The organism is Nocardia blacklockiae (genome assembly GCF_015477355.1).
Lineage (GTDB): Bacteria > Actinomycetota > Actinomycetes > Mycobacteriales > Mycobacteriaceae > Nocardia > Nocardia blacklockiae.
In genome coordinates, this window is record NZ_JADLRJ010000017.1 from 37,323 (window position 1) to 59,926 (window position 22,604).

Annotated in this window: 17 protein-coding genes; 8 read left to right on the forward strand and 9 right to left on the reverse strand. The window is 70.0% G+C overall.

From position 1 onward, the window contains the following. Window positions 1–57 precede the first annotated feature (57 nt). A complete protein-coding gene (locus IU476_RS32270; protein WP_324194492.1) occupies window positions 58–1,923 on the forward strand; it encodes an MmpA family trehalose lipid delivery protein in 1,866 nt (621 codons plus the stop codon). A gap of 165 nt (window positions 1,924–2,088) precedes the next feature. On the opposite strand, the gene IU476_RS32275 is transcribed toward IU476_RS32270, so the two are convergent. Next, the gene (locus tag IU476_RS32275) at window positions 2,089–3,267 is read right to left on the reverse strand and encodes a glycosyltransferase family 4 protein (RefSeq protein WP_195106105.1); all 1,179 of its coding nucleotides are present in this window, start codon (window positions 3,265–3,267) and stop codon (window positions 2,089–2,091) included. Between the two features lie 334 nt (window positions 3,268–3,601). Then, the gene (locus IU476_RS32280; protein WP_195106106.1) at window positions 3,602–4,180 is read right to left on the reverse strand and encodes a TetR/AcrR family transcriptional regulator; all 579 of its coding nucleotides are present in this window, start codon (window positions 4,178–4,180) and stop codon (window positions 3,602–3,604) included. 102 nt (window positions 4,181–4,282) lie between these two features. Here IU476_RS32280 and IU476_RS32285 point away from each other — a divergent pair, with 102 nt between their 5' ends. Together IU476_RS32285 and IU476_RS32290 are read left to right on the forward strand one after the other, a co-directional pair. Continuing rightward, a complete protein-coding gene (locus tag IU476_RS32285; protein ID WP_195106107.1) occupies window positions 4,283–5,194 on the forward strand; it encodes an alpha/beta hydrolase family protein in 912 nt (303 codons plus the stop codon). Between the two features lie 271 nt (window positions 5,195–5,465). Then, the gene (locus IU476_RS32290) at window positions 5,466–6,263 is read left to right on the forward strand and encodes a class I SAM-dependent methyltransferase (RefSeq protein ID WP_324194493.1); all 798 of its coding nucleotides are present in this window, start codon (window positions 5,466–5,468) and stop codon (window positions 6,261–6,263) included. Here IU476_RS32290 and IU476_RS32295 read toward each other — a convergent pair whose 3' ends face one another. From IU476_RS32295 to IU476_RS32320, 6 genes are all read right to left on the reverse strand, one after another. Then, window positions 6,264–6,563, reverse strand: a complete 300-nt coding sequence (locus tag IU476_RS32295; RefSeq protein ID WP_195106108.1) for a hypothetical protein — start codon at window positions 6,561–6,563, stop codon at window positions 6,264–6,266. Window positions 6,564–6,736: 173 nt separating this feature from the next. Beyond that, the gene (locus IU476_RS32300) at window positions 6,737–6,940 is read right to left on the reverse strand and encodes a hypothetical protein (protein ID WP_228824661.1); all 204 of its coding nucleotides are present in this window, start codon (window positions 6,938–6,940) and stop codon (window positions 6,737–6,739) included. A 257-nt stretch (window positions 6,941–7,197) separates the two neighbouring features. Further along, complete coding sequence (locus IU476_RS32305; RefSeq protein WP_195106109.1) at window positions 7,198–9,030, reverse strand: phosphoenolpyruvate carboxykinase (GTP); 1,833 nt, start codon at window positions 9,028–9,030, stop codon at window positions 7,198–7,200. A 453-nt stretch (window positions 9,031–9,483) separates the two neighbouring features. Then, window positions 9,484–10,932, reverse strand: coding sequence for a hypothetical protein (locus IU476_RS32310; protein WP_324194494.1), 1,449 nt, complete (start codon window positions 10,930–10,932; stop codon window positions 9,484–9,486). A gap of 91 nt (window positions 10,933–11,023) precedes the next feature. Then, window positions 11,024–12,166 (reverse strand): hypothetical protein, encoded by a 1,143-nt coding sequence (locus IU476_RS32315; RefSeq protein WP_324194495.1) that lies wholly within the window; start codon window positions 12,164–12,166, stop codon window positions 11,024–11,026. 116 nt (window positions 12,167–12,282) lie between these two features. Then, window positions 12,283–13,068: an SDR family oxidoreductase gene (locus tag IU476_RS32320; protein WP_195106110.1), complete on the reverse strand. Its 786-nt coding sequence runs from the start codon at window positions 13,066–13,068 to the stop codon at window positions 12,283–12,285. A gap of 460 nt (window positions 13,069–13,528) precedes the next feature. On the opposite strand from IU476_RS32320, the gene IU476_RS32325 reads away from it, so the two are divergent. The 4 genes from IU476_RS32325 (at window position 13,529) to IU476_RS37395 (ending at window position 20,727) form a co-directional block, all read left to right on the forward strand. Further along, entirely contained in the window at window positions 13,529–14,959 is a 1,431-nt protein-coding gene (locus IU476_RS32325; protein ID WP_195106111.1) for a lipase family protein, read from the forward strand. Window positions 14,960–15,018: 59 nt separating this feature from the next. Then, window positions 15,019–15,861, forward strand: a complete 843-nt coding sequence (gene trmB, locus IU476_RS32330; protein ID WP_195106112.1) for a tRNA (guanosine(46)-N7)-methyltransferase TrmB — start codon at window positions 15,019–15,021, stop codon at window positions 15,859–15,861. 124 nt (window positions 15,862–15,985) lie between these two features. After that, entirely contained in the window at window positions 15,986–16,681 is a 696-nt protein-coding gene (locus IU476_RS32335; protein WP_438944098.1) for an NYN domain-containing protein, read from the forward strand. Continuing rightward, window positions 16,681–20,727: an MMPL family transporter gene (locus IU476_RS37395; RefSeq protein WP_438944095.1), complete on the forward strand. Its 4,047-nt coding sequence runs from the start codon at window positions 16,681–16,683 to the stop codon at window positions 20,725–20,727. The genes IU476_RS32335 and IU476_RS37395 overlap by 1 nt, the downstream gene beginning before the upstream one ends. A 5-nt stretch (window positions 20,728–20,732) precedes the next feature. Here the strand turns inward: IU476_RS37395 and IU476_RS32345 are convergent, their stop codons facing one another. Next, window positions 20,733–21,371 carry a TetR/AcrR family transcriptional regulator gene (locus IU476_RS32345; protein WP_324194496.1) on the reverse strand — a complete coding sequence of 213 codons (639 nt, stop codon included), beginning with the start codon at window positions 21,369–21,371 and terminating at the stop codon, window positions 20,733–20,735. Window positions 21,372–21,488: 117 nt separating this feature from the next. Between IU476_RS32345 and IU476_RS32350 the strand changes: the two genes are divergently transcribed. Next, on the forward strand, window positions 21,489–22,568 hold the full coding sequence (locus tag IU476_RS32350; protein ID WP_195106114.1) for a hypothetical protein: 1,080 nt from the start codon (window positions 21,489–21,491) through the stop codon (window positions 22,566–22,568). The last annotated feature ends 36 nt before the right edge of the window (window positions 22,569–22,604 follow it).

Genomic DNA, 22,604 nt, shown 5'->3' on the forward strand with positions numbered 1-22,604 from the left:
GGGCACGTAGGGTGGCTGAGCGTGATCGCGGGCGGCAGGGAGCGGAGTGGGCGGTTCGTGCCTGCGGCGTACAGCCTCGTGCTGGCGTTGATCGTCGCGGGGCCGCTGCTCGGACCGGGGTATCTGTTGTTGCGGGATGCCGTGAGTACGCCGCGGTCGTATCTCACCGACTCGGCGCTCGGGCTGGGGGACGCCGCGCCGCGAGCCGTGCCGCAGGACGCGCTGCTGGCCGTGCTGTCGGTGGTCGTGGACGGCGGCGTCGCGGTGAAGACGATTCTGGTCGCGGCGCTGTGGGCGGCGGGGTGGGGAGCCGCCGCGCTCGCCCGCCGGCTGCTCGGCGTCTCGCTCGCACCCCAGCTGGTGGCCGCCACCGTCGCCGTGTGGAACCCGTACGTGGCCGAGCGCCTGCTGCAAGGACATTGGAGCCTGCTCACCGGCTACGCCGCTCTGCCCTGGACGATCCTCGCGGCCCAGCGCATCCGCGCTCTGCGACAAGACTTCCGGAATTCACGTCCAGACGGTCGAGGTCGAGCTGCGACGCGGTGGGCACGTTACCGATCGCGCGAGACATCCGCCGCGAATTCCACGACGGACATGAGCCGTGCTCGCCGTACCGACTCGGACGCGAGGGCAGGATTCGGGATCTCCGCGTGGTTGATGCTGGGTGGGTGTCTAGCGGCGGCCGGGCTGACGCCTACCGGGGCGCTGCTGGCCGGTTGTGTGGCGCTTGTTGTGGCGGGGGCGCGGAATTCTGTTGGGGTCCTGGCGCTCTGGTGTGTTGCCTCCGCACCTTGGCTGGTGGCCACCGCGCTGTCCGGGGCGGGCGCGGAGCCGTCGGATCCGGCGGGGATCGCGGCGTTCGCGGCGCGCGCCGAGCCCGGCCTGGCGACGCTGGGGAGCCTTGCCGGGCTGGGCGGGATCTGGAATTCCGATGCCGTGCCCGGCTCTCGCACAACGCTTTTCGCATTGGTCGGCACAATATTGCTGCTGATTATGGTCGCCTCGGGAATCCGGTCGGTGGCCGCGGCGGGCGACGCGACCACGCGGCGTACTCGTCGGGCGCTGCTCGTGGTGGCGGCCGCGGCGATCGTGCTGCCCGCGCTCGGCGCCACGGGCTGGGGAGTGCACACCGGGGAATTCCTCGTCACCAGAATCCCCGGTGCCGGATTGCTCAGGGACACACAGAAATACGTCGCCCTCGCGATGCCCGCCTTCGCCCTGTGTGCCGCGGCGGGCTGCCGGGCCGTGGCCGGGTGGGGACGGCGTTGGGGCAGCGCCGTCGGAACACCGGCAACCGCAACGTTTTTCATCGCCGCGTTGATACTCACCCTGCCCGACCTCGCCTGGGGCGTCGGCGGACAGCTGCGGCCGGTGCACTACCCACCCGGCTGGCAGCGAGTCGCGACGATGCTGCAAGGTCCGGGCGATGTCGCGGTACTCCCCGGCGGCATGTTCCGAAAGTTCCCGTTCAGCGGCCGCGCTCCGGTCCTCGATCCCGCGCCCCGCATGCTGCCCCGGGACGTCCTGCAAACCGGGGAGCTTCCGGTTCGCGGCCGCACAGTCAGCGGCGAGGGCTCCCGCGCCCGCGACGTCGAACAGCTGCTGTTGCACGGCGGCACCCCCGGAGAACTGGCCGCCCACGGCGTCGGCTGGGTTCTCGTCGAGCGGAAAACCCCTGGCCCCTTGGGTAATTCGAAAACTACCCTCGACCAGCTGATCCCGGTCCACACCGACGCGGACTTGGCGCTGTACCGAGTGCCGGACGCCGCGGACATCCGCTCGCAATCCCATGCCGCGCACCGCAATATCGCCGCCGCGGCCCACCTGCTCTGGGCGCTCCTGCTTCTCGCCGGAGCTGGTGCCACGATTCGCTCCCTAGGGCGACACCGGCGTAGTCCTCGGAAACCCGTGCACACCAACTGATCTACTGGCGGGAGCGCACACCTCGCGTCGATCGCCGAGCGGCACCCCGAAATCTACAGACGCCACGCGAGACCTACTCCGGACCCACGTAAGCGAGCGAGCTTCCTCCGGAACTACCGAACGCCGAGCGAGACTACTCCGGAACTACCGAACGTCGGGCGAGACCTACTCCGGTTCTCCCGAACTCCCGCCGACCAACCCCGACACATACCGCCCCTCGACGGCGGCGGACAGCACCTCGAACACTCCGTTGGCCGTTTGCTCCCAAGAGAATTCGCGCGCACGGGTGCGGGCCTTCTCACCCATCACGACGCGTGTCTCGGCGGAGGTGAGCAGTTCCCCGACCGCCTCCGACAGCTGCGCGGCATCGTCGACCAGCATCCCGGTGACGCCGTCCACGACCGAGTCGGTCAGCCCGCGCGAGCTGCGGTACCCGACCGTCGGCACGCCGTGCTGCGCGGCCTCGATCACCGCCAGCCCCCACCCCTCCTTGCGGGACGGGAGCACGTGCACCCAAGCGCGCGAGAGCAATTCGTGTTTGCGGCACTCGTCCACATGACCGTGGAAGGTGACCGCGTCGGCGATGCCGAGTTCGCGCGCGCGACTCTTCAGATTGTCGGCCCACCACCCGTCGCCGACCACGTCGAGCCGCAGGCCGGGAATGCCGGGCCGCAGTTCCGCCGCCACGGCCAGCGCGTCCTCGATCTGCTTGTGCGGCACCAGCCGGGACAGCACCACGATGCTGGGATGCGCCGTCCGGTGCTCCGTCGCGCCGGTCGGCACCTGCGGCGGGATAGGCTCGGCGCCGTTGCGCACCACCGCGATTCGCTCCTGGTCCACACCCAGCGCGGCCAGCTCCTCCGCCGAGGGCAGCGACACCGTCAGGTACTGATTGCCCCGATGCACCCGTGGCGACAACCGCGATTCGATCCACCAGCCGATCCGGCCCACCAGCCGCCCGGCGACCGGCCACTGCTCACGATGCCCGTGATGGACGAGCACGATCGACGGCGCCGCGGTCGCGGACCGCGCGAAGAAGGGTATGCCGTTCTGGGTGTCGATCACGGCGTCCGGCCGCACTCCGCGTAACGGCCCCAGGCCGAACCGACCCGCCACCATCGCGGCCAGCGCACGCGGGTACACGGTGTACCGCCCGCCGCCGCGACTGATGTCGATACCGTCGATCGTCTCCCGCCGCGCGGCTCCGCGATACCGCGCCGTCCGCAACGTCACCCGCACCCCGCGCGCGGCCAACTGCGCCCCCACCTGCTCGAGATACCGCTCGCTTCCCCCACCTTGCGGATGCCCGGTATCCCGCCAGCACAGCAGTAGTACTTCCCGCACCCCACGGCCACTGGCGGCCCGTGCGCTACCCGCCGAACTGCGCAAACCCCGGCCCGCCCCGACCCGCGGAAACCTCCGACCGCCACCGGCCGCGACCCGCGCAACCGGATCGAGTTCGCGGGAGCCGGTATCGCGCACGGCACATCTCCAGGTGGTACTCGCTCGGACGACTGACAACGCGCTCCACCATATAGTCCGCCCCCGCCGACAGCGCGATCGGCGCGGCGACCGGTCGGCACCCCGCCTCTCCCGTCCACACCAGCCCCCATGTTCGTGAGCACGGACCTCGACACCACTCGATCAGGCAGGGAATCGGCCTCGATGCGACTTACGCTCAGGTCGAGCTTCGGCAGCCGTCGAGTAGCAAGCGGATGGTGAGGCGGGGGTCGTAGTTCGGGTCGGTCATCTCGCCGCCGGCGCAGATGTCACCGATGGCGCGCATCAGTTGGTAGGCGGTGAAATCGGCGGTGACCTCCCCCGCACTGCGGGCCGCGGTGAGGAGGTCCTCGAAGACGGGCACCAGGCGATCGAGGAACAGGGCGTGCAGGGCGGTCATGCCGTCGGGGTCGGTGCGCATCGCGGCGGCGAGACCGTGTTTGGTCGTCAGAAAGTCCGCGAAGAGGTCCACCCATCGGCGTAGCGCCGTGAAGGGTGAGGACGCTGTCGCGAGCAGCGCGGGTCCGGCCTCGGCGCAGGCGTCGATCTGGTGGCGGTAGACAGCCGCGACAAGGTCGGCGCGCGTGGGGAAGTGCCGGTAGATCGTGCCCATGCCGACCCCGGCCTCGGCGGCGATACGGCGCACCGGCGCGTCCACGCCGTCGGTGCGGAAGACCGCCGCCGCGGCGTCGAGCAGGGCCTTCGCATTGCGTCGGGCGTCCGCGCGTTTGGCGGGCAGCGGTGGCGGTCCACTCACCCGGCACTCCCTTCTCCGGCTGCACTTGTAAAGCGGAACAACGCTCCGTATATTCGGAACAGTGCTCCGATTAGGAGCCTATCGTCTTCGAAGGGATTTCCCATGCCCGCACCGACCACCCCGATCGTCAGCATCAAGCCCGTCACGCTGTCCTCGCCCGAGCGCGGCGTCGACCTGCAGGTCCGCGTGTCCGCACCCGTCAGCGGATCAGGACTGCCGATCGTCGTTCTCGCCCACGGTTTCGGCGAGTCCATGTCCTCCTACGACCCGCTCGTCGACCACTGGGCCGCCAAGGGATTCGTCGTCGTCCAACCCACATTCCTGGATTCGCGGACACTCGGCATCACGCCCGCCGATCCGCGGTACCCGGATATCTGGCGCATCCGCGTCACCGACGTCGTACAGGTACTCGACGAGCTCGATCAGATCGTCGCCGCGGTTCCGGGACTCGCTGGGCGCATCGATCGTGAGCGGATCGCCGTCGCGGGGCACTCCTGGGGCGGGCAGACCGTCGGCATGCTGCTCGGCGCCCGTGTCCTCGGCGCGGACGGGCAGCCCGGTCCCGACCTGACCGACACCCGCGTGAAAGCCGGTGTGCTGCTTGCGACCGCCGGTCTGGGCGGGGACGATCTGACCCCGTTCGCCGTGGCGAACTTCTCCTTCATGAACCCGGACTTCGACGGTCTGGCCACACCGGTTCTCGTGGTCGCGGGCGACCGCGATCAATCCCGGCTCTCGACCCGCGGACCCGACTGGTTCACCGATGTGTACACCCACAGCCCCGGCGCCCGGAGCCTCCTCACCGTGTTCGGGGGCGAACACTCGCTCGGCGGAATTCACGGCTACAACGCCGCCGACACCACCGACGAAAGCCCCGAGCGCGTCGCCCTGATCCGCGAGGCCGCCTGGGCCTACCTACGCAGCGCCCTCGGAATCGACAGTGCCCCATGGGAAAAGCTGCAGGCCGAGCTGGCCGAAACCGCCGATCCGATCGGACGGATCGACAACAAGTAGCGCCTGTCGCCCCGACCCGACAGGTAAACAACCAGAGGCTGCTGTGGTTGGAACCTGGCCACGCTGCCACCAGCAGGACGTGCCGGGACAACGCAGTCCGTGGCAGGACAACGCGGGGTCCGTGGCGGGACATATCGCGGGCCCGGATGGTCACTTCCGCAGGTGCAGGGACGGACATGTCGCCGTGGTCGGGAAGGTGGCGTATGCGGCCTGTGCGAGACTGGTCCGCTGTGCGCGGGCTAGGGAAGAGCGGGACTCGGAGGGTGGGCGGGTGTCGGCTGGGTCGGTGGTAGTGGCGGAGGTGGGGCGGCCGGGGGTGCGGTTCGCGCGGCGGGCGACGTTGCGGCGGTCGCTGCGGCTGCTGGGGAGCTTTCGGCACGAGCAGACCGATCCGGCGCTGTTCTACGGGGGCATCGCGGCGGATACCGCCGAGTTGGTCGGGGATTTCTATCGCGATCTCACCGGGCGTGATCTCGCCGGGACCACCGTGCTCGACGTGGGCGGCGGTCCGGGCTACTTCGCCGACGAGTTCCAGGCCGCGGGGGCGCGGTATGTGCCGGTCGAGCCGGATCCCAGCGAGATGCACGCCGCCGGGCTGAGTGTGCCGGGCGCGGTGCGGGGGTCGGGGATGGCGTTGCCGTTCCGCGACGACGCCGTCGACATCTGCATTTCGTCCAATGTGGCCGAGCACGTGCCGGATCCGTGGCTGATGGCCGACGAGATGCTGCGCGTGACCAAACCGGGCGGCCTCATGGTGTTCAGCTACACGGTGTGGCTGGGACCGTTCGGCGGGCACGAGACCGGCCCCTGGCACTACCTCGGCGGCGAATACGCGGCGCGGCGGTACCGGCGCAGAACCGGAAGGGAGCCGAAGAACCGGTTCGGCCGGTCGCTGTTCGTGGTGACGGCGGGCGAGGGCATGCGCTGGGCCCGGCGCGCGGCACCGCGGGCGCGGATCATGGCTACCTTCCCGCGCTACCACCCCCGCTGGGCCTGGTGGCTCGTCCGGACACCCGGGCTGCGGGAACTACTGGTCAGCAATCTGGTCGTGGTGGCGGCCAAGCGCTGACTAGTGGTCCAGCCGGCCCCGCCGCCAGAAACGACCGGAGCCGGTGTGCGGCGGCTCGGTCCACGGTGGCTCCTGCATTGCCAGCCCGACGGTCTCCAGCGGGGTGAGCCCCACCCGGTCGGCCAGCGCGCGCACGGCCGACACCGCCTCGGCTGCCTGTAGCGCGGCCGTGGCCTGTTCCAGCGTCAGTGTCCGGCCCGGGAGGAACGACACGACCCATCCGCCCTGGCCGACACACCTCGCCTGATGTGGGGTCTGGTCGCTGGTCATCAAAGACCGTCCGACCACTTGCACCGCCATGATTCGGACTCCCCTGCGATTGCATTTGAAAAATCAAACGGGCGAAGCAGATTGCTCTAGCATGCTCCGGACCCGCGTCCAATGCAATAGTGCGTTCTCCGAAAAGCGAACCGGCAGGTAGGGTTTCGCTATTCTGGATGCCTGATGTTAACTGCCGTGACGAGTGGGGCGGCTCAGTCCTCCGGCATCCGAATCCGCAGGACGGGCTCGGCCGGTCGCCCGGGCCCGCGCGGCACATCGACGACGTCCACCCACCACCCGGGCGGCAGGACGTCCTGCAAACGGCTCGCGGCACGATGCAACGGCGTGCTCCGGGCCGGCAACCGGATATCGGCTACCTCCGGGACAACCATGGCGTCGAACGTCGGATCGATCATGCCCACCACCCACCTCTCCACGTTCAGCCTCGCCGGGCCGGCGCGCGGACAGGATCCGCGAGCAGGCACGAAGCCACCGGTGCAGGAGACCAGTCACTACCCTGCAATCAAACTGGTCAGTCCTGAGACGTAGAACACATTCCAGGATAAGGCAGGTAGCCGCGATTGCCCCATAACGAACACGGCACGGCGCACGAAAGCGCCCGCACCGTTATGAACCACGGTGCGGGCGGCGGGCTTTCGCGATCGGCCGGGTACTAGCCCAGCCGCTGCTTGAGCGCCTCGAACTCGTCGCGCACGCCCGAGGGCAGCTTGTCGCCGATGAACTCGAACCACTCCTCGATGAGCGGGATCTCCTTGCGCCACTCGTCGGCGTCGACCTTCAGCGCCTCGTCGACGTCGGCGGGGTTCACGTCCAGGCCGTCGAGGTCGAGCTGCGACGCGGTGGGCACGTTGCCGATCGCGGTGGCCTCGGCCTCGGCCTTGCCCTCGATGCGGTTGATGATCCACTCCAGCACGCGGGAGTTCTCACCGAAGCCGGGCCACAGGAAGCGGCCGTCCGCGCCGCGGCGGAACCAGTTGACGTAGAAGATCTTCGGCAGCTTGCCCGCGTCCGCGTTCTTGCCGACGTTGATCCAGTGGCCCAGGTAGTCGCCCACGTGGTAGCCCATGAACGGCAGCATGGCCATCGGGTCCCGGCGCACCGTGCCGACCTTGCCCTCGGCCGCGGCGGTCTGCTCCGAGGACAGCGTGGCGCCCATGAACACGCCGTGCTGCCAGTCGAAGGACTCGGTCACCAGCGGGACCGTGGTCTTGCGGCGGCCGCCGAACAGGATCGCCGAGATCGGCACACCCTGTGGGTCGTCCCACTCGGGGGCCAGGATCGGGCACTGCGACATCGGCGTGCAGTACCGCGAATTCGGGTGCGCGGCAAGGGTTTCGGTCTCCCGGAGGAACCAGTCGTTGCCCTTCCAGTCGATCAGGTGGTCGGGCTCGCCCTCCAGGCCCTCCCACCACACGTCGCCGTCGTCGGTCTGCGCGACGTTGGTGAAGACGGTGTTGCCGGCGTCCATGGTGGCCATGGCGTTCGGGTTCGAGCTGTGGTTGGTGCCCGGCGCGACGCCGAAGAAGCCGAACTCGGGGTTGACCGCGTAGAGGCGGCCGTCCTCGCCGAAGCGCATCCAGGCGATGTCGTCGCCCAGGGTCTCCGCGCGCCAGCCCGGCACGGTCGGCTGGATCATCGCCAGGTTGGTCTTGCCGCAGGCGCTCGGGAAGGCCGCGGCCACGTAGTAGTTCTTGTTCTCCGGCGAGATCAGCTTGAGGATCAGCATGTGCTCGGCCAGCCAGCCCTCGTCGTGCGCCATGGCCGAGGCGATGCGCAGCGAGTAGCACTTCTTGCCCAGCAGCGCGTTGCCGCCGTAACCCGAACCGTAGGACCAGATCTCGCGGTCCTCGGGGAAGTGGGTGATGTACTTGGTGTCGTTGCAGGGCCACGGCACGTCGGCCTGACCCGGCTCCAGCGGGGCGCCGACCGAGTGCAGCGCCTTCACGAAGGGCTTATCGGTGCCCAGCTTCTCCAGCGCCGCCTTGCCCATCCGGGTCATCACCCGCATCGAGACGACCACGTACTCCGAGTCGGTGATCTCCACGCCCAGCTTCGGGTCGGCCGCGCCGAGCGGGCCCATGCAGAACGGCACCACGAACATGGTGCGGCCCTTCATCGAGCCGCGGTACAGGTCGGTCATGGTCTTGCGCATCTGCGCCGGGTCGACCCAGTTGTTGGTCGGGCCCGCGCCCGACTCCTCGCGCGAACAGATGAAGGTGCGCGACTCCACCCGGGCCACGTCGGAGGGATCGGAGAGCGCCAGGAAGGAGTTCGGCCGCTTGGCCTCGTTGAGCTTCTTGAAGGTGCCGGCCTCCACCAGCTGCGCGGTCAGCCGGTCCCATTCCTCGTCGGAGCCGTCGGCCCAGACGACGCGGTCCGGCTGGGTGAGTTCTGCGACCTCCTGCACCCAGGCCAGCAGTCCTGCGTGCGCCGTCGGTGCGGTGCCATCGGATCCGTGAAGACCAGGAATGGTCACTGAGGTCATGAAAGCTCTCCTGAGACGGGCGGCTCTTGGGGGTGGATTCGAGGGCTGTGGCACAGCCCGCGACGCCGGGGGAGCCACCGTTGGCGGTGGGTACCCGCTCCGGCTTGCCGAAAGCACGCCCCGGCTGGGCGGCGTACAAGGACGAAAGCGGACGCCCAGGTTCCTTGATTAAGAGGTTAACGCGATGTGACCCCAGGAACGGAATGGGGTCGCTCACTCGGTACCCGGTCGCGACCCCCGGCAATCCTCCGTCTCGGCGACGTCACGGACCGCTACTGATCGGTAATGCTGCCCATGCGGGACTCATAGGTGGTCCGAGCCTATTAATAGGGTCCACGGCATCCGTCCAGCGTGTGATGCGTCACACACCGTGAGACACGGCTCGAGGACCATCCACGTGTCCTACCGCGACGGTATGTCCGACTGCTCTCGCCATACCCGCGCCCTTCCGGTTTACTCCGGGAACGCCGCGTCGATGACCGCGAGATCACGCTCGCACGCGGCGACCTGAGCGGGCTGTTGCGCGGACAGCTCGCGCAGTTGCCGTTCCAATTCGGCTACGCGACGGTCGGTTTCCACCACCCGGGCGGTGCTGGCCCGCACGACGTGGTCGGTGAGCCGGGACTCCGCCTCCACGAGCGCCGTCGCGACCCGCTGCTCCAGTTGCGCCTTGACGTTCACCAGCGCGTCGGAGACCCACTGCCGCAGGTGCGCGCGGTCGGCCAGGTGGCCGCGGGAGCGGACCACCCAGTACGCCACGCCCGCGCCGAGCAGCAGCGTCACCGGGACGGTCGCGTAGTCGAGCGCGGGGACCAGGGCCAGCGGCGCGACGACCAGGCGGCCGAGGCCGAAACCGGCGGAGGCGCCGAGCGCGATCATCAGGTTGTCCTCGACGCCGCGGTGGCGCGGTTCGAGGTCCGGGCCGAGGCGCGGCGGCGGATCGGAGCGCGGCGCGGCCGGTTCGCGGGCGGGCTCGGGCGCGGGGCCGGTGACGGCCTCGAGCTGGCGGGCGAGTTCGGCCAGCCGCTGGCCGACCACGGTGTCCAGTTCGGCGGTGAGCTGATTCACCGCCTGCTGCAACTGTTCCGGATAGCCGCGGGCGGCGCGGCGGCCGAGACGGTCCAGGTCGGCGCGGGCCGTGGCGTTCAGCGCGCGGATGCGGGCGCCGACCTCGTGCAGCAGGTCGACGCGGGCTAGGTGCAGGCGGTTGCGCAGGGCGGCCATGGCCTGGGCACGGCCGCCGTCGCGGGCCGCCAGCAGGGTGGCGCGCTCCTCACGCAGTTGTGCGACCGATTCGCCGGAGCGCAGCTTTTCGGCCTGCGACCGGATGCGCTGGCGGGTATCGGCGAGCACGCGGGCGGTGACCGCGGCCAGCCGGCCCTCGTCGCCCGCACCCGCCGCGTGGGTCAGGCGCGTGTGCAGGGCGCCCAGGCCCGACCGGTCCAGCAGGGACGCGTCGCCGGAGCCGCGGGCGGCCACCGCCAGCCGCGCCGACACCGGCACGATGTCCGGGTCCGCGCCGAGCACCGGGATCAGCAGCGCGCGGTCGCGCTCGAAGTCCGTGCGCCAGTCCGGATGCGCGTGAATCCCGTTCAAGGCGAACACCATTCGCGTGCCACCGGCCCGCAGCCGCCCGACCAGGTCCAGCAGCGCGGCCCCGGCCGTGGTTCCGGCGTCGAGCAGGACCAGCGCGACCGACGGCGGCGCGACCAGGGCGGCGGGATCGGTCACCGGCTCGGTCAGATCGATGTGCGGCTCGAACCGCGCCAGCTCGGTCCGCAGCAACGTGGTGTTCGTGTCCCCGGTCCCGATCAACGTGACCGGAGCCCCGGACACTGTCGCCTGCCCACCCGTCGGCACGGCCCGCAACAACGCACTACCCTGCGGATTCCACCGTCCCACAACGGCTTCCACCTCGGGCGGCAGGCCGGGGTCGGAACCATTCGTGTCGGCGGCTCGAACGGACGCCGGGGAAGAGGCGGGGAGTGGGGATTCAGAGGCCGGCACTGCTCATTCGCTCCCAGATGCGGATGTACCCGTTGTGGATGCGGACGGCGGCGCGCCGGGCCGGGGCGGGCATGTCGCTGGAGACGACGGCGCGCCAGCGCTGGGCGCGGGCCAAGGCGTCGTCGGCGTCGGACGGCTGCGGGGCGGGGTAGCCGGCGGCCAGGTGCTGGACGTCGGGGCAGGCGAGGCCGGCTTGCAGGCCCAGCCACAGCGCCTCGTCACCGGCGAGATAGTCCTCGATCAGGTCGCGGCCGCGGCCGGCGCCCGCACCCGCGGCGGTGCCCGGCACCGAGCGCGCGGCCAGGCGGGTGAGTTCGTCGAGGAAGGCGCCGCCGCGTTGTGCGCCGATCTGCTCGTAACGGCGGTGCAGCAGGTCGTGCACGGGGTCGATGCCGCTGGCGGCGTGCAGCAGTTGCAGGAGTTCGCGCGGGCCGAGATCCGGCTCGTGGCGCAGGGCGGTGAGCGCGCACGACACCCCGTACAGGCCCCAGCGGTCGAGCAGCGCTTCCCGTTCGGCGACGTCCTGGCCCGCGGCCGGGGAGGCGAACAGCTCCGGCGACAGCGTGAAGTGCGGATCGGTATTGCCCGCGTGGCGGCGCAGGGTGCGCAGGTCGTCGTCGCTCGGCGTGCCGGCGCGGGTGCGCACCGCCAGCGCTGCGACCAGCGGCAGTGCCGGGACGCCCAGGCCGTAGGAGATCTGGTCGGCGGTCGCGACGGCCTCGGACCACTGCGAGCCGATGGCGTCGGCCTTGTTGAGCACCACGATCACTCGGTCGCGCGGCAGCGCGTCGAGGATGCGGCGGTCGGCCGCCTGCAGTGCCGCCGAGACGACGTAGACGATCAGGTCGCCGTCGAGGATCGGGTCCGGGCGGCCGGGCTCGTCCACCGGCTCGGTCTCCACCGCCGACATCAACGCCAGCGCCCGCAGTAGCGTGGTCCGCCCGGCGCGGGAGCGGCCGGTCACCTGGATGCGGGGCGGTCGCCGCCACTCGCTGCCGGCGACCACGAGCTGGTCGGCGATCCGGGGGTCGTGGCCCGCGCCGAGACGCAAATTGGCGATCAGCTGATCGAGTTCCGGTGCGGGACCGCCGTGATCGTTCACGAGGCCCGATGCGGTGGGTGTCGACACGAGTACTACCCCCTTCCGCCGCGCAATTCTGTCAGAAACCGGGCGGATTGTCGGCATCGGCCGCCGGGTTCGCTCGCGGAGTGCGCGGCCGTCGCGGGGAGCGTCCGGCCGCGTCCTCAGCGCGACCGCGTGATGATTCGGTTGGCGGTGCGAACGACCCAGTTGGGAGCGTATTTGCCCGCTGCGGCAAGGAGTTTCGCCTGTGCGCCGATGGAGTAGTGCACGCGCGGCAGCAGGCCGCGCCGCCGCGTCGCCTGCCAGATGCCTTCGGCGACATCGTCGACCGTGAGCCGCACGCCCAGCGACTTGGTGGACGCGGTCTCCACCCCCGCGAGCATTCCGGTCGCGACGAACAGCGGCCAGATCGCCAGCACGCGGATGTCGTGGCGACGCCATTCCAGGTCCAAGGCCTCGGTCAGGTTGCGCACCGCGGCCTTGCTCGCGCCGTAGGACGCCAGTTCGGCCTGGCCGTAGATGGCCGACGCCGAGCACAGATTCACCACCTGCGCGCCGGGGGTGTCCCGCAGATAACCGAAGGCCGCCCGGGTGCCGAGGACGACGCCGCCCACATTCACCGCCAGGATGCGCTGGTGCGCCTCCGCCGGGATTTCTTCGAACGGCCCGGCGCGCAGTACCTCGGCATTGTTGACCAGCACATCCAAACGCCCTGCGCGCGAGTGGAATTCGGCCAGCCGTTCACTCCACTGCGCGGCATCGGTGACATCCAGTACGCCGGTGACCACGCTGCCCCCGGCCGCGCCGATCTCCTCCGCCACCTCTTTCAACCCCTTCTCGTCGAGGTCGTACGCGCCGACGAGATACCCGCGCGCGGCGAACAGCACCGCCGTCGCCCGCCCGATACCCGCGGCCGCGCCGGTTACGAAGATCGCCGGTTGCTCCATACCCGCAGCATATGCGCCCTCACCCCGAATAGCTCCCGCCCCGAAGTTCCCGCACCCCTTACCTGTTCGCGCACCCCTTGCAAGCCGATCCACAAGCACCGGCACCGCACCACGACCATGTCCTTCGAAGCCGAGCGGAACTCCACTCACACTCGAAGGCTGTTATTCACCGGAGCTGTCGATGTGTGCTCTCCCACAGTGGAAACGGCCGCGGGTGCGGATTGGCGGCCGCCCGGGATTTGTCGGTGCAGGTCGGTAAGGTTTCACAGGAAGATCGGGACGGGCCGTCGGGGTGGGGTGGTTTCTCTTGTGGCACAGCACAATTGGCAGGTCATCCGCTGTTTACCGGCGCGAGGGTCACCTATTCTGGAACGATCGGCCGCCGGTGCGGCTGCGGTGCCGCCGATCCGGGGGATCGGCCGCGCCCGCAGCCGACCGCGGGGACAGTGAGGAGACAGCGATGACCGTCACCGACGTGGTCGGAAAAGTCGGCGGCCTCGCGTTGCCGGGCATCGGCGCGGTAGCCGGATTGCTCCGGACGATCGGCCGTGCCGTGTCGGCGGGTGCGGACGAGACGGTGACCATCCTGGCCGATCACCGTCCGCTGTTGCCCTCGCAGGACCCTTTCCTGCGCCCGCCCGCCGACCTCGCCGGCCATGCGCCGGGCACGGTCCTGCGCAGTCGCGCCGTGCGGGTGGCCCTGTTCGGGCTGGTGCCGCAGCAGGTCCGGGCCTGGCAGCTGGTGTACCGCAGCACCGATCTGCACGGCCGCCCCGAGGTCGCGATCACCACGGTGCTGCTGCCCGCCGGCGACGATCCCGACACCACCGACCGTCCGCTGCTGGCCTTCCAGTCGGCGATCGACGCGGTCACCGAGCGGTGCGCCCCGTCCTACGCGCTGCGGCTCGGCGCGGTCGTTCCCGGCTCGATCACGCAGCTGGAGTACCTGCTGTTCGCCGACGCGCTGCGGCGCGGCTGGGCGGTGAGCATCGCCGACCACGGCGGGCCGGGCGGCCATTTCGGCGCCCCGCGCGAACCCGGCTACCGCGCCCTCGACGGCATCCGCGCGGCCCAGCGCTTCGCGCCGCTCGGCCTCGACGCCGCGACACCGGTCGCGGTGTGGGGTTATTCGGGCGGCGGCATGGCGAGTTCGTGGGTGGTGGAGATGGCCCCGACCTACGCGCCCGAACTGGTGCTCGTCGGCGCGGCCCTCGGCGCCCCGGTCGGCGACCCCGGCGAGGTCTTCGTGCGGCTCAACGGCGGCCGCTACGCCGGCTTCCCAGCCATCGTCATCGCGGCGCTGCGAGAGATCTACCCGGTGCTGAGCCGCGTGCTGGAGGAGCACCTCACCGACGAGGGGCGGCAACTGCTGGACCGGGCCGCCGCGCTCGCGCCGATCGTCGCGCTGCCGATCCTGGCCCACCGCAACGTATCCGACTACCTGACCCGACCACTGGAGGAGATCGTGGCCGACCCGGCGATGCGCGCCGTCTTCGACGACCTGCGCCTGGGCACCACCGCGCCGCGCTGCCCGGTGCTGGTCACCCAGCCCGTGCACGACCGCATCATCCACGCCGACGGCGTCGAGGCACAGCTCGAGCGCTACCGCCGCGGCGGCGCCACCGTCGTGTATCTCCGCGACCGCCTCAGCGAGCACTTCTCGCTACTGCCGCTGTCCACACCGCTGAGCCTGAACTGGCTCGCCGACCGCCTCGCCGGCCTGCCGGTGACGGACACCACATCGCGGACTGTGTGGTCGATGGCGGCCACTCCGGCAAGCTGGCGGGGTCTACTCGAAATGGCAGGTACGGCAACACGAGTCGTCCTCGGCCTGCCGCTGCGCCAGCGGTCCGCACCGGTCCCGCGCCGCGCCGACACCCTGGCCGCCTGAATGGGGTGGCACAGCCGTCGGTGCGGTCGATTGCTGCGCTAATCATCGAATACTGGACAATGGACGCCGTGAACGACGCCGCGAACCCCAACGCCGGGAGCGACGGGCCCGCAGGCGCCGGCCTGCGCCAGCACGAGGGCCTTCGCGGACGGCACATCGATACCGGCGGCGACGCGCCGGGGCATCCGACCGGTTCCCGCCTCTACCCGCGGGTGACCAGCTTCCGCTCCCGGCGCGGCGCGCTCACCCCGGCTCAGCAGCAGGCCTGGGAGCGCACCTGGCCGCGCATCGGCCGCGAGGTCTCCGACGAACCGCTCGACGCCGCCGCCTGGTTCGGTAGACGGGCGCCGCTGGTCGTCGAGATCGGCTGCGGCACCGGCACCGCCACGGCGGCCATGGCGCAGGCCGAACCGCAGTTCGACCTGATCGGCATCGAGGTCTACAAGCCGGGCCTGGCACAGCTGGTGCAGCGCGTCGAGCGCGAGGGCATCGACAACATCCGGCTGCTGCGCGGCGACGCGGTCGACGTCCTCGAACACATGATTGCCGAGGATTCGCTCACCGGCGTTCGAGTCTTCTTCCCGGACCCGTGGCCGAAGGCGCGCCACCACAAGCGGCGGTTGCTCCAGCCGCACACGATGGCACTGATCGCCAGCCGCCTGAAGCCCGGCGGCGTGTTGCACGTCGCGACCGACCACGCCGGCTACGCCGAGCACATTGCCGAGGTCGGCGCGGCAGAGCCCCTGCTCATCGGCATGAACGAGGCGACCGGAGGCGATCCGGAGCAGTTCCGCGCGACCGCTCCGATCGGCTTCGACCGCCCGGTCACCAAGTTCGAAAGCAAGGCACATCGCGCCGGAAGCGCCATCACGGAGCTCATCTGGGGGAAGATCGACTTATGAGCGAGCGCAGCGAGCGACCCATTAGCTCAGCCGTGGCCACCGCCACGACCGAGCCGAGCGCCGGCGAGGCCCAGTCATGAGCGTGCGTGAGATGGCCCCCGAGGTCATGGATGTCGCCGGAATAATGCACGGCACCACGGAGGGGCATGCCGGCGTGCCCGGACCGTCGGGTAATACTGCGGACGTGCGCCGCGTACTACTCGTGTGGGACGCCCCGAACCTCGACATGGGCCTGGGCGCGATCCTCGGCGGCCGGCCCACCGCGGCGTACCGGCCGCGCTTCGACGCGCTCGGCCGCTGGCTGCTGGCCCGCACCGCCGAACTGTCGGTGGGCAGCGTGCAGCGGGTCGAGCCGGAGGCGACGGTGTTCACCAACATCGCGCCCGGCACCGCCGACGTGGTGCGCCCGTGGGTCGAGGCGCTGCGCAACGTGGGCTACGCGGTCTTCGCCAAGCCCAAGATCGACGAGGATTCCGACGTCGACAGCGACATGCTGGCCCACATCGAGGCGCGCCGCCGCAATGCCGGACTGGCCGGCATCATGGTCGCCTCCGCCGACGGTCAGGCCTTCCGCGAGCCGCTCGAGGAGCTCGCGGCGAGCGGAGTTCCGGTGCAGGTGCTGGGATTCCGCGAGCATGCCAGCTGGGCGGTGACGTCCGATATCCTCGAGTTCATCGACCTCGAGGACATCCCGGGTGTGTTCCGCGAACCGCTGCCCCGGGTCTCCCTCGACTCGCTGCCCGAAGAGGGGGCCTGGCTGCAGCCCTTCCGGCCGCTGTCGGCCCTGCTCACCTCCCGCCCCGCGCAAGGAGTCGCTTAGTGTTCACCCGCTGGGGCGACCTGGTCTACAGATTCCGCTTTCTCGTCCTCGCCGCGGTCGTGGCCGCGCTGCTCGCGCTCGGCGGGTTCGGCTTCGGCATCGAGAAGCATCTCAGCGCCAGCGGCTGGGACGATCCGACCTCCCAGTCGACGCAGGCCGCACAGCTGAAGGACGAGGCCTACGGCCGCGACCACACCGGCGACGTGATCCTGCTGTACACCGCCCCGGACGGCACGACCGTCGACGATCCCGAGTTCAGCAAGAAGGTCACCGACAGTCTCGTCGCGCTGCCGAAGCAGTACCCGGATCAGATCGACAAGATCAATGTGGCGTACTGGCGGGCCACCGGCGGCGCCCAGTGGACGACGACGGGCGTAGCCACCCCGGACAAGAAGACCACCTTCGCCACCCTCGCCATCAAGGGCTCCAACGACACCGAGATGGTGAACAACTTCCGCGAGGTCAAGGATGTCTTCGACATCCCGGGCGTGGAGGTGCAGGTCGCGGGCATGCAGGCGGTTTCCGGCACGCTGAACGACACCATGGCGCAGGACCAGAAGCGGATGGAAGTCATCGCCATCCCGGTGGTCGCGGTGCTGCTGTTCTTCATCTTCGGCGGCGTCGTCGCGGCCGCGCTGCCGCTGATCGTGGGCGGTCTGACGGTGCTGGGTGCGAACGGCATCGTCATGGCGATCACCAAGTTCACCGAGGTGAACTCGTTCGTCAGTCCGGTGGTCTCGATGATCGGGCTCGGCTTGGCCATCGACTACGGCCTGTTCATGGTCAGCCGTTTCCGCGAGGAGATGGCCGAGGGGTACAGCACCGGCGCGGCGGTGCGCCGCTCGGTGATGACCGCCGGCCGGACGGTCGCGATGTCGGCCACCATGATCATCGCGGCCAGCGCGGGCATGCTGCTGTTCCCGCAGGGCTTCCTGAAGTCGGTCGCCTACGGCACCATCGCGACGGTGCTGCTCGCGGCGCTGACCGCGCTGACCGTGCTGCCCGCCCTGCTCGGCATCCTGGGTCGCCGGGTGGACATGCTGGGGCTCAAGTGGTTCCGCAAGACCAAGACCGCCGAGGAGATCGAGAACGGCTTCTGGGGCAAGAGCACGCAGTGGGTGATGAAGCACCCGCTGAAGGTGGCGATCCCGCTGTGCATCCTGTTGCTGCTGTTGATCATTCCGGTGAAGGACCTGAAGTTCGGCGGTATCAGCGAAACCTATCTGCCGCCGGACAATCCGACCCGCGTGGCGCAGGAACAGTTCGACTCGCTGTTCCCGCAGTACCGGTCGAACCCGCTGCAGATCGTCATGGTCACCGACAATCCCAGCGGCATCTACAACATCCTCAAGGAAGCCAACGAGGCGCCGGGGCTGGCCACCAAGTTCAAGACGCCGGATTCGCCGCCGGGCGGTTCCAACGTGTGGGCCACGCAGGCGACGCTGGTGGACGCCGACACCACGACCGCCGACGAAGCGATCGACTACCTGCGCGCCAATGTCTCGGTCCCCGACGACATGCAGTTCATGGTGACCGGCCAGCCCGCGATCCAGAAGGACAGCATCGACGCGCTGCTGTCCCGCATGCCGCTGATGATCGCGCTGGTCGTGCTGGTCACCACGCTGCTGATGTTCCTGACCTTCGGCTCGCTGGTGCTGCCGATCAAGGCGGCGCTGATGAGCGCGCTCGGCCTCGGCTCCACACTCGGCATTCTGACCTGGATCTTCGTCGACGGGCACGCGGCCGGGCTGCTCAATTTCACGCCGCAGCCGATCATGTCGCCGGTGCTGGTGTTGATCATCGCGATCATCTACGGCCTGTCCACCGACTACGAGGTGTTCCTGCTCTCCCGCATGGTCGAGGCGCGCACCATGGGCGCGAGCACCACCGAGGCGGTGCGGATCGGCACCGCGCAGACCGGCCGGATCATCACCGCCGCCGCGCTGATCCTGCTGGTGGTGACGGGCGCGTTCGCGTTCTCCGACCTGGTGATGATGCAGTACATCGCCTACGGCATGATCGCCGCGCTGTTCATCGACGCCACCGTGCTGCGCATGCTGCTGGTGCCGGCCACCATGAAGCTGCTCGGCGACGACTGCTGGTGGGCGCCCAAGTGGATGAAGAGGATCCAGCAGAAGATCGGTCTGGGCGAGCCCATCCTCGACGACGAGCGGCCGGGCACCGACAAGCTGGTCGACCTGGTGAAGACCACGCCTGTCACCGACCCGGTGACGTTGCAGATCCCCGTGCTCGCCGACGGCACGCCGGCCAAGCCCGCGCGGAAGAAGAAGCCCAAGCGGGCACGCTTCATCGGCGGCGTGGACGGCGAGGCGCCCACGCAGCGGCTCGGGGAAGGCCGGTCGGGTGACACCGGGAATTTGAGCGGTCCGGATGCGGCGCAGGATGTTTCGGGCTCCGGGGCCTCGTCCCTGCTGAATTTCGATACGGACGAGGAGGATTCGTCCGCGGGCTCGGAGGCGACCTCGAAGTCCGCTGGCTCGCAGCACGGTTCGGCGCCGGAGGGCCGGGCGCCGCAGGCCATGTTCGCGCCGCAGACCACACCGCAGACCAACCTGAAGCTGCCGCGGGCGATCGAGCCGCAGTCGGGTGTGATCGGCATGAGTTCGCTGGCCGACCTGCCGCCGACCACGCAGATTCCGACGCAGCCCGAGGCCGGTCCGCCGCTGTCGGCCCCGAAGCCGAGGCCCGCGCGGAGCCCGGAACCCCCTGCCGCGCCGCCGGTTTCGCCCACGTTGCCCTCGATCTCGACCCCGTCCGTCTCGACGCCGCAGTCGGCGCGGCCGCCGCTGCCGCCGCGCCCGGTGCCGCCGCGCCCGGGCGAGACGTCCCGCGCCGACTCGGGTGGCAGCGAGCCGACCCAGCCCACGGCCCCGGTCGGCACCACGCCGCGCGTGCTCCCGCCGCAACCCCAGGTGGCCCCGCACCCGGCCAACCGCGCCCAGCTCTTCCAGCCACACGAGGAAACCGACTCATCGGATTCCACCCAGCGATCGTTCACGGAGCCCGAGCGGAGCACCCCGCCCCGAGGCGTCACCGAGCGCGAGCCCTACGCCCAAGAGCAGCCGTATACCTCACAGCCCCAGGCATACTCGGCCCCCGAATCGTCGAATGACCCCGCCAGCCGGGCATACAACACCCCCGCCCGCACATACGAACCACCGCGGCCCTACGACACCCCGAGCCGAGCCTACGAAGCACCGGAACAGTCCTACACCACGCCGGTGGCGTACTCGGCCAGCGAAGAGTCGTACGACAGCACACCCGACCGATACCAAGCGCCGGAGCAGTCTTACACCGCCCCGAGCCAGGCATACGACGAGCGAGAGCAGTCCTACACCGCACCCAACCAGGGCTACGAAGCACCTGAGCAGCCGTATTCCGGTACCGCCCAGGCATATTCCGCACCCGAGCAGCCGAATGACGACGGCCTCTCATACGGCTCGTCGGCACAGGCGTACGGAGCACCCGAGCAGCCCTACGAAAGTTCCCCCCGGGCGTACGACACCCTCGGACAGTCACGCGAAACCTCCTCCCAGGCGTACAGCGCTCCTGGGCAAGCACGCGAGAACTCGCCACAGGCGTACAGCGCACCCGGGCAGGCACGCGATACCTCTACCCAGGCATACAGCGCCTCCGGACAGACACACGAAACCTCGGTACAGGCGTACGAAAACTCCGGACAGGCTTACGAGGCTCCGGGCCGGGCGCACGACGCATCCGAGCAGCCGTACGAAGCTCAGCGGTATGACGGGGTGGGTGAGGCGTATGGTGCGCAGGGGTACTCGGCACCGGAAAAGCCTTATGCCGCACCGGCGCAGGCCGGGGAGTCCGGCGGGGCGGGGGGTCAGCAGGCGGCCGACGAGCCCGCCGACGACTCCGAGCGGAACACCATCGAACGCTGGATGGCCGATCTGCGTTCCTCTCGCCGTCGCCCCGAACCGGGTCCGGACGAGGGCAAGCACAGCGGGGGCGCGGGCCGCACGGTCAGCGTGAACGAACTGCTCCGCCGCCAGAACCGGGACTGAACGGCCTACTGCCGCTTCGGCTTTCCGGAGCGGTCCGCGGCGTCCAGCGCGGGGGCGAGCGGTCGCAGGGCGGCGCGGAGGAGTTCGGGTAGCGAGCCGGACACCACCACCAGGCCCCCGGACACCGGCCGCACCCACTGTTCGAGGGCGACGCGCACCGCGGCGGCCACGCCGGCCGCGAGTACCCGTGCGGTCAGGTCGTTCTCACCCGAATCGTCGAGACGTGCCGCGAACACGTCGGCGAGAGGCCCCGCGATCACCGTGGCCGTGCCGAGGTAGGTCTCGCGCAGCCCGGCGTCGCGGGTAATCATGAGCAGCGCCTCGTGGCCGTGCGCGCCGGGATCGGTGTACTGCTCCACGATCGCGTCGACGACCGCCTCGGACAACCGCACGCCGTCGCGCGCCGCCACCGCCGCCGCGACCCGCGCCTCCCGCTCGGCGGTGACCGCGGCGACGATCGCCTGCTCCCGGCTGGAGAAATAGTTGTTGTAGGTCCGCGGTGAGACACCGGCGGCCTCGGCGATGTCGTCGACGCGCACATTCCCGGGCCCGCGTTCCAGGGCCAGCCGCAAGGCCGCCTCCCGCAGTGCCTCGCGCGTGGCCTGCTTCTTCCGCTCGCGCAAACCCTTCCGTCGTTCCGTCACGCCTCCAGCTTCTCACAAATAAGTGCGTTCACGAAAACTTGCGTGCACGCAACTTTCAGCCGTACCCTGGGCCCTGCCCGCTCGAGCGGGCTCGAAGCCCGAAGGAAGGGAAAGCACATGCGCGGCAAGGGAATGACCTACAACACCGGTTTCGTCCGGCACGGCCGGATCACTCCGCCGACCCTCGACCCCGAGGTGGTCGAGCGCGAACTCACGATCATCCGAGACGACCTGCACTGCAACGCCGTTCAGCTCATCGGCGGCGATCCGGACCGGCTCGAACTGGCGGCCCGCAGCGCGGCCCGACTCGGACTGGAGGTGTGGTTCTCGCCGTACCCGCTGGACCTGACCCCCGACGAGATCCGGACGCTGTTCACCGATTGCGCGGAACGCGCGGAACGGTTGCGGCGGACGGGAGCCGAGGTGGTCTTCGTCGCCGGCGTGGAACTGACCATCATGAACCAGGGCTGGCTACCGGGCGCGGATGTCGACGAGCGCCTGCGCCTGCTGCTGGCCGATCCCGACGGCCGGGCCGACCGGCTCGCCGGAGTCAGCACTCGCCTCGACGAGTTCTTCGCCGCGACCCTGCCCGTCCTCCGCGAGCGTTTCGGCGGCCCGATCACCTACTGCGCCATACAGTTCGAGCGCATCGACTGGACACCGTTCGATGTCGTCTCGATGGAACTCATCCGCTCCGCCGAGGTGGCCGACCGCTTCCGCGACGGCGTGCGCGCCCTCGTCACGCAAGGCAAGCCGGTCGCCATCACCGGCTTCGGCACGGCCACCTGGCATGGTTCGGGCGACGTCGCTCCCCGCAGCATGGAAATCGTCGAATACGACGCCGAAACCGGCGCGCCCGTCCGGCTGAACGGCGAGTACACCCGCGACGAGGCAGGCCAGGCCGCGTACCTCAGCGAGCTACTGGAAATCTTCGACGACGAGGGTGTCGACAGCACCTTCGTCTTCCTGTTCGCCCTCCACGACTTCCCCCACCGCCCCGACGCCGACCCACGCACCGACCTGGACCTCGCCAGCCTGGGCATCGTCAAGGTCTTCGAGGACCGCCACGGCGACACCTACCCGGGCCTACCTTGGGAACCCAAACAGGCCTTCCACGCTGTCGCCGAGCACTACGGAAACAACCAGAACCACGCGCGGGCAACAACTTCCGGCCACGGCGGAAACACTGGCCACTGACGTCCTGCCGCCTTTCTCCGGCGCGCGAATTCCCAC

Bases quoted from the DNA above. Each gene is read 5' to 3' on its own strand.
- IU476_RS32285 (WP_195106107.1), top strand. From the start codon at position 4,283: ATGCCCGCACCGACCACCCCGATCGTCAGCATCAAGCCCGTCACGCTG.
- IU476_RS32295 (WP_195106108.1), bottom strand. From the start codon at position 6,563: ATGGCGGTGCAAGTGGTCGGACGGTCTTTGATGACCAGCGACCAGACC.
- IU476_RS32300 (WP_228824661.1), bottom strand. From the start codon at position 6,940: ATGATCGATCCGACGTTCGACGCCATGGTTGTCCCGGAGGTAGCCGAT.
- IU476_RS32305 (WP_195106109.1), bottom strand. From the start codon at position 9,030: ATGACCTCAGTGACCATTCCTGGTCTTCACGGATCCGATGGCACCGCA.
- IU476_RS32320 (WP_195106110.1), bottom strand. From the start codon at position 13,068: ATGGAGCAACCGGCGATCTTCGTAACCGGCGCGGCCGCGGGTATCGGG.
- IU476_RS32325 (WP_195106111.1), top strand. From the start codon at position 13,529: ATGACCGTCACCGACGTGGTCGGAAAAGTCGGCGGCCTCGCGTTGCCG.
- trmB (WP_195106112.1), top strand. From the start codon at position 15,019: ATGGACGCCGTGAACGACGCCGCGAACCCCAACGCCGGGAGCGACGGG.
- IU476_RS32335 (WP_438944098.1), top strand. From the start codon at position 15,986: ATGCACGGCACCACGGAGGGGCATGCCGGCGTGCCCGGACCGTCGGGT.
- IU476_RS32350 (WP_195106114.1), top strand. From the start codon at position 21,489: ATGCGCGGCAAGGGAATGACCTACAACACCGGTTTCGTCCGGCACGGC.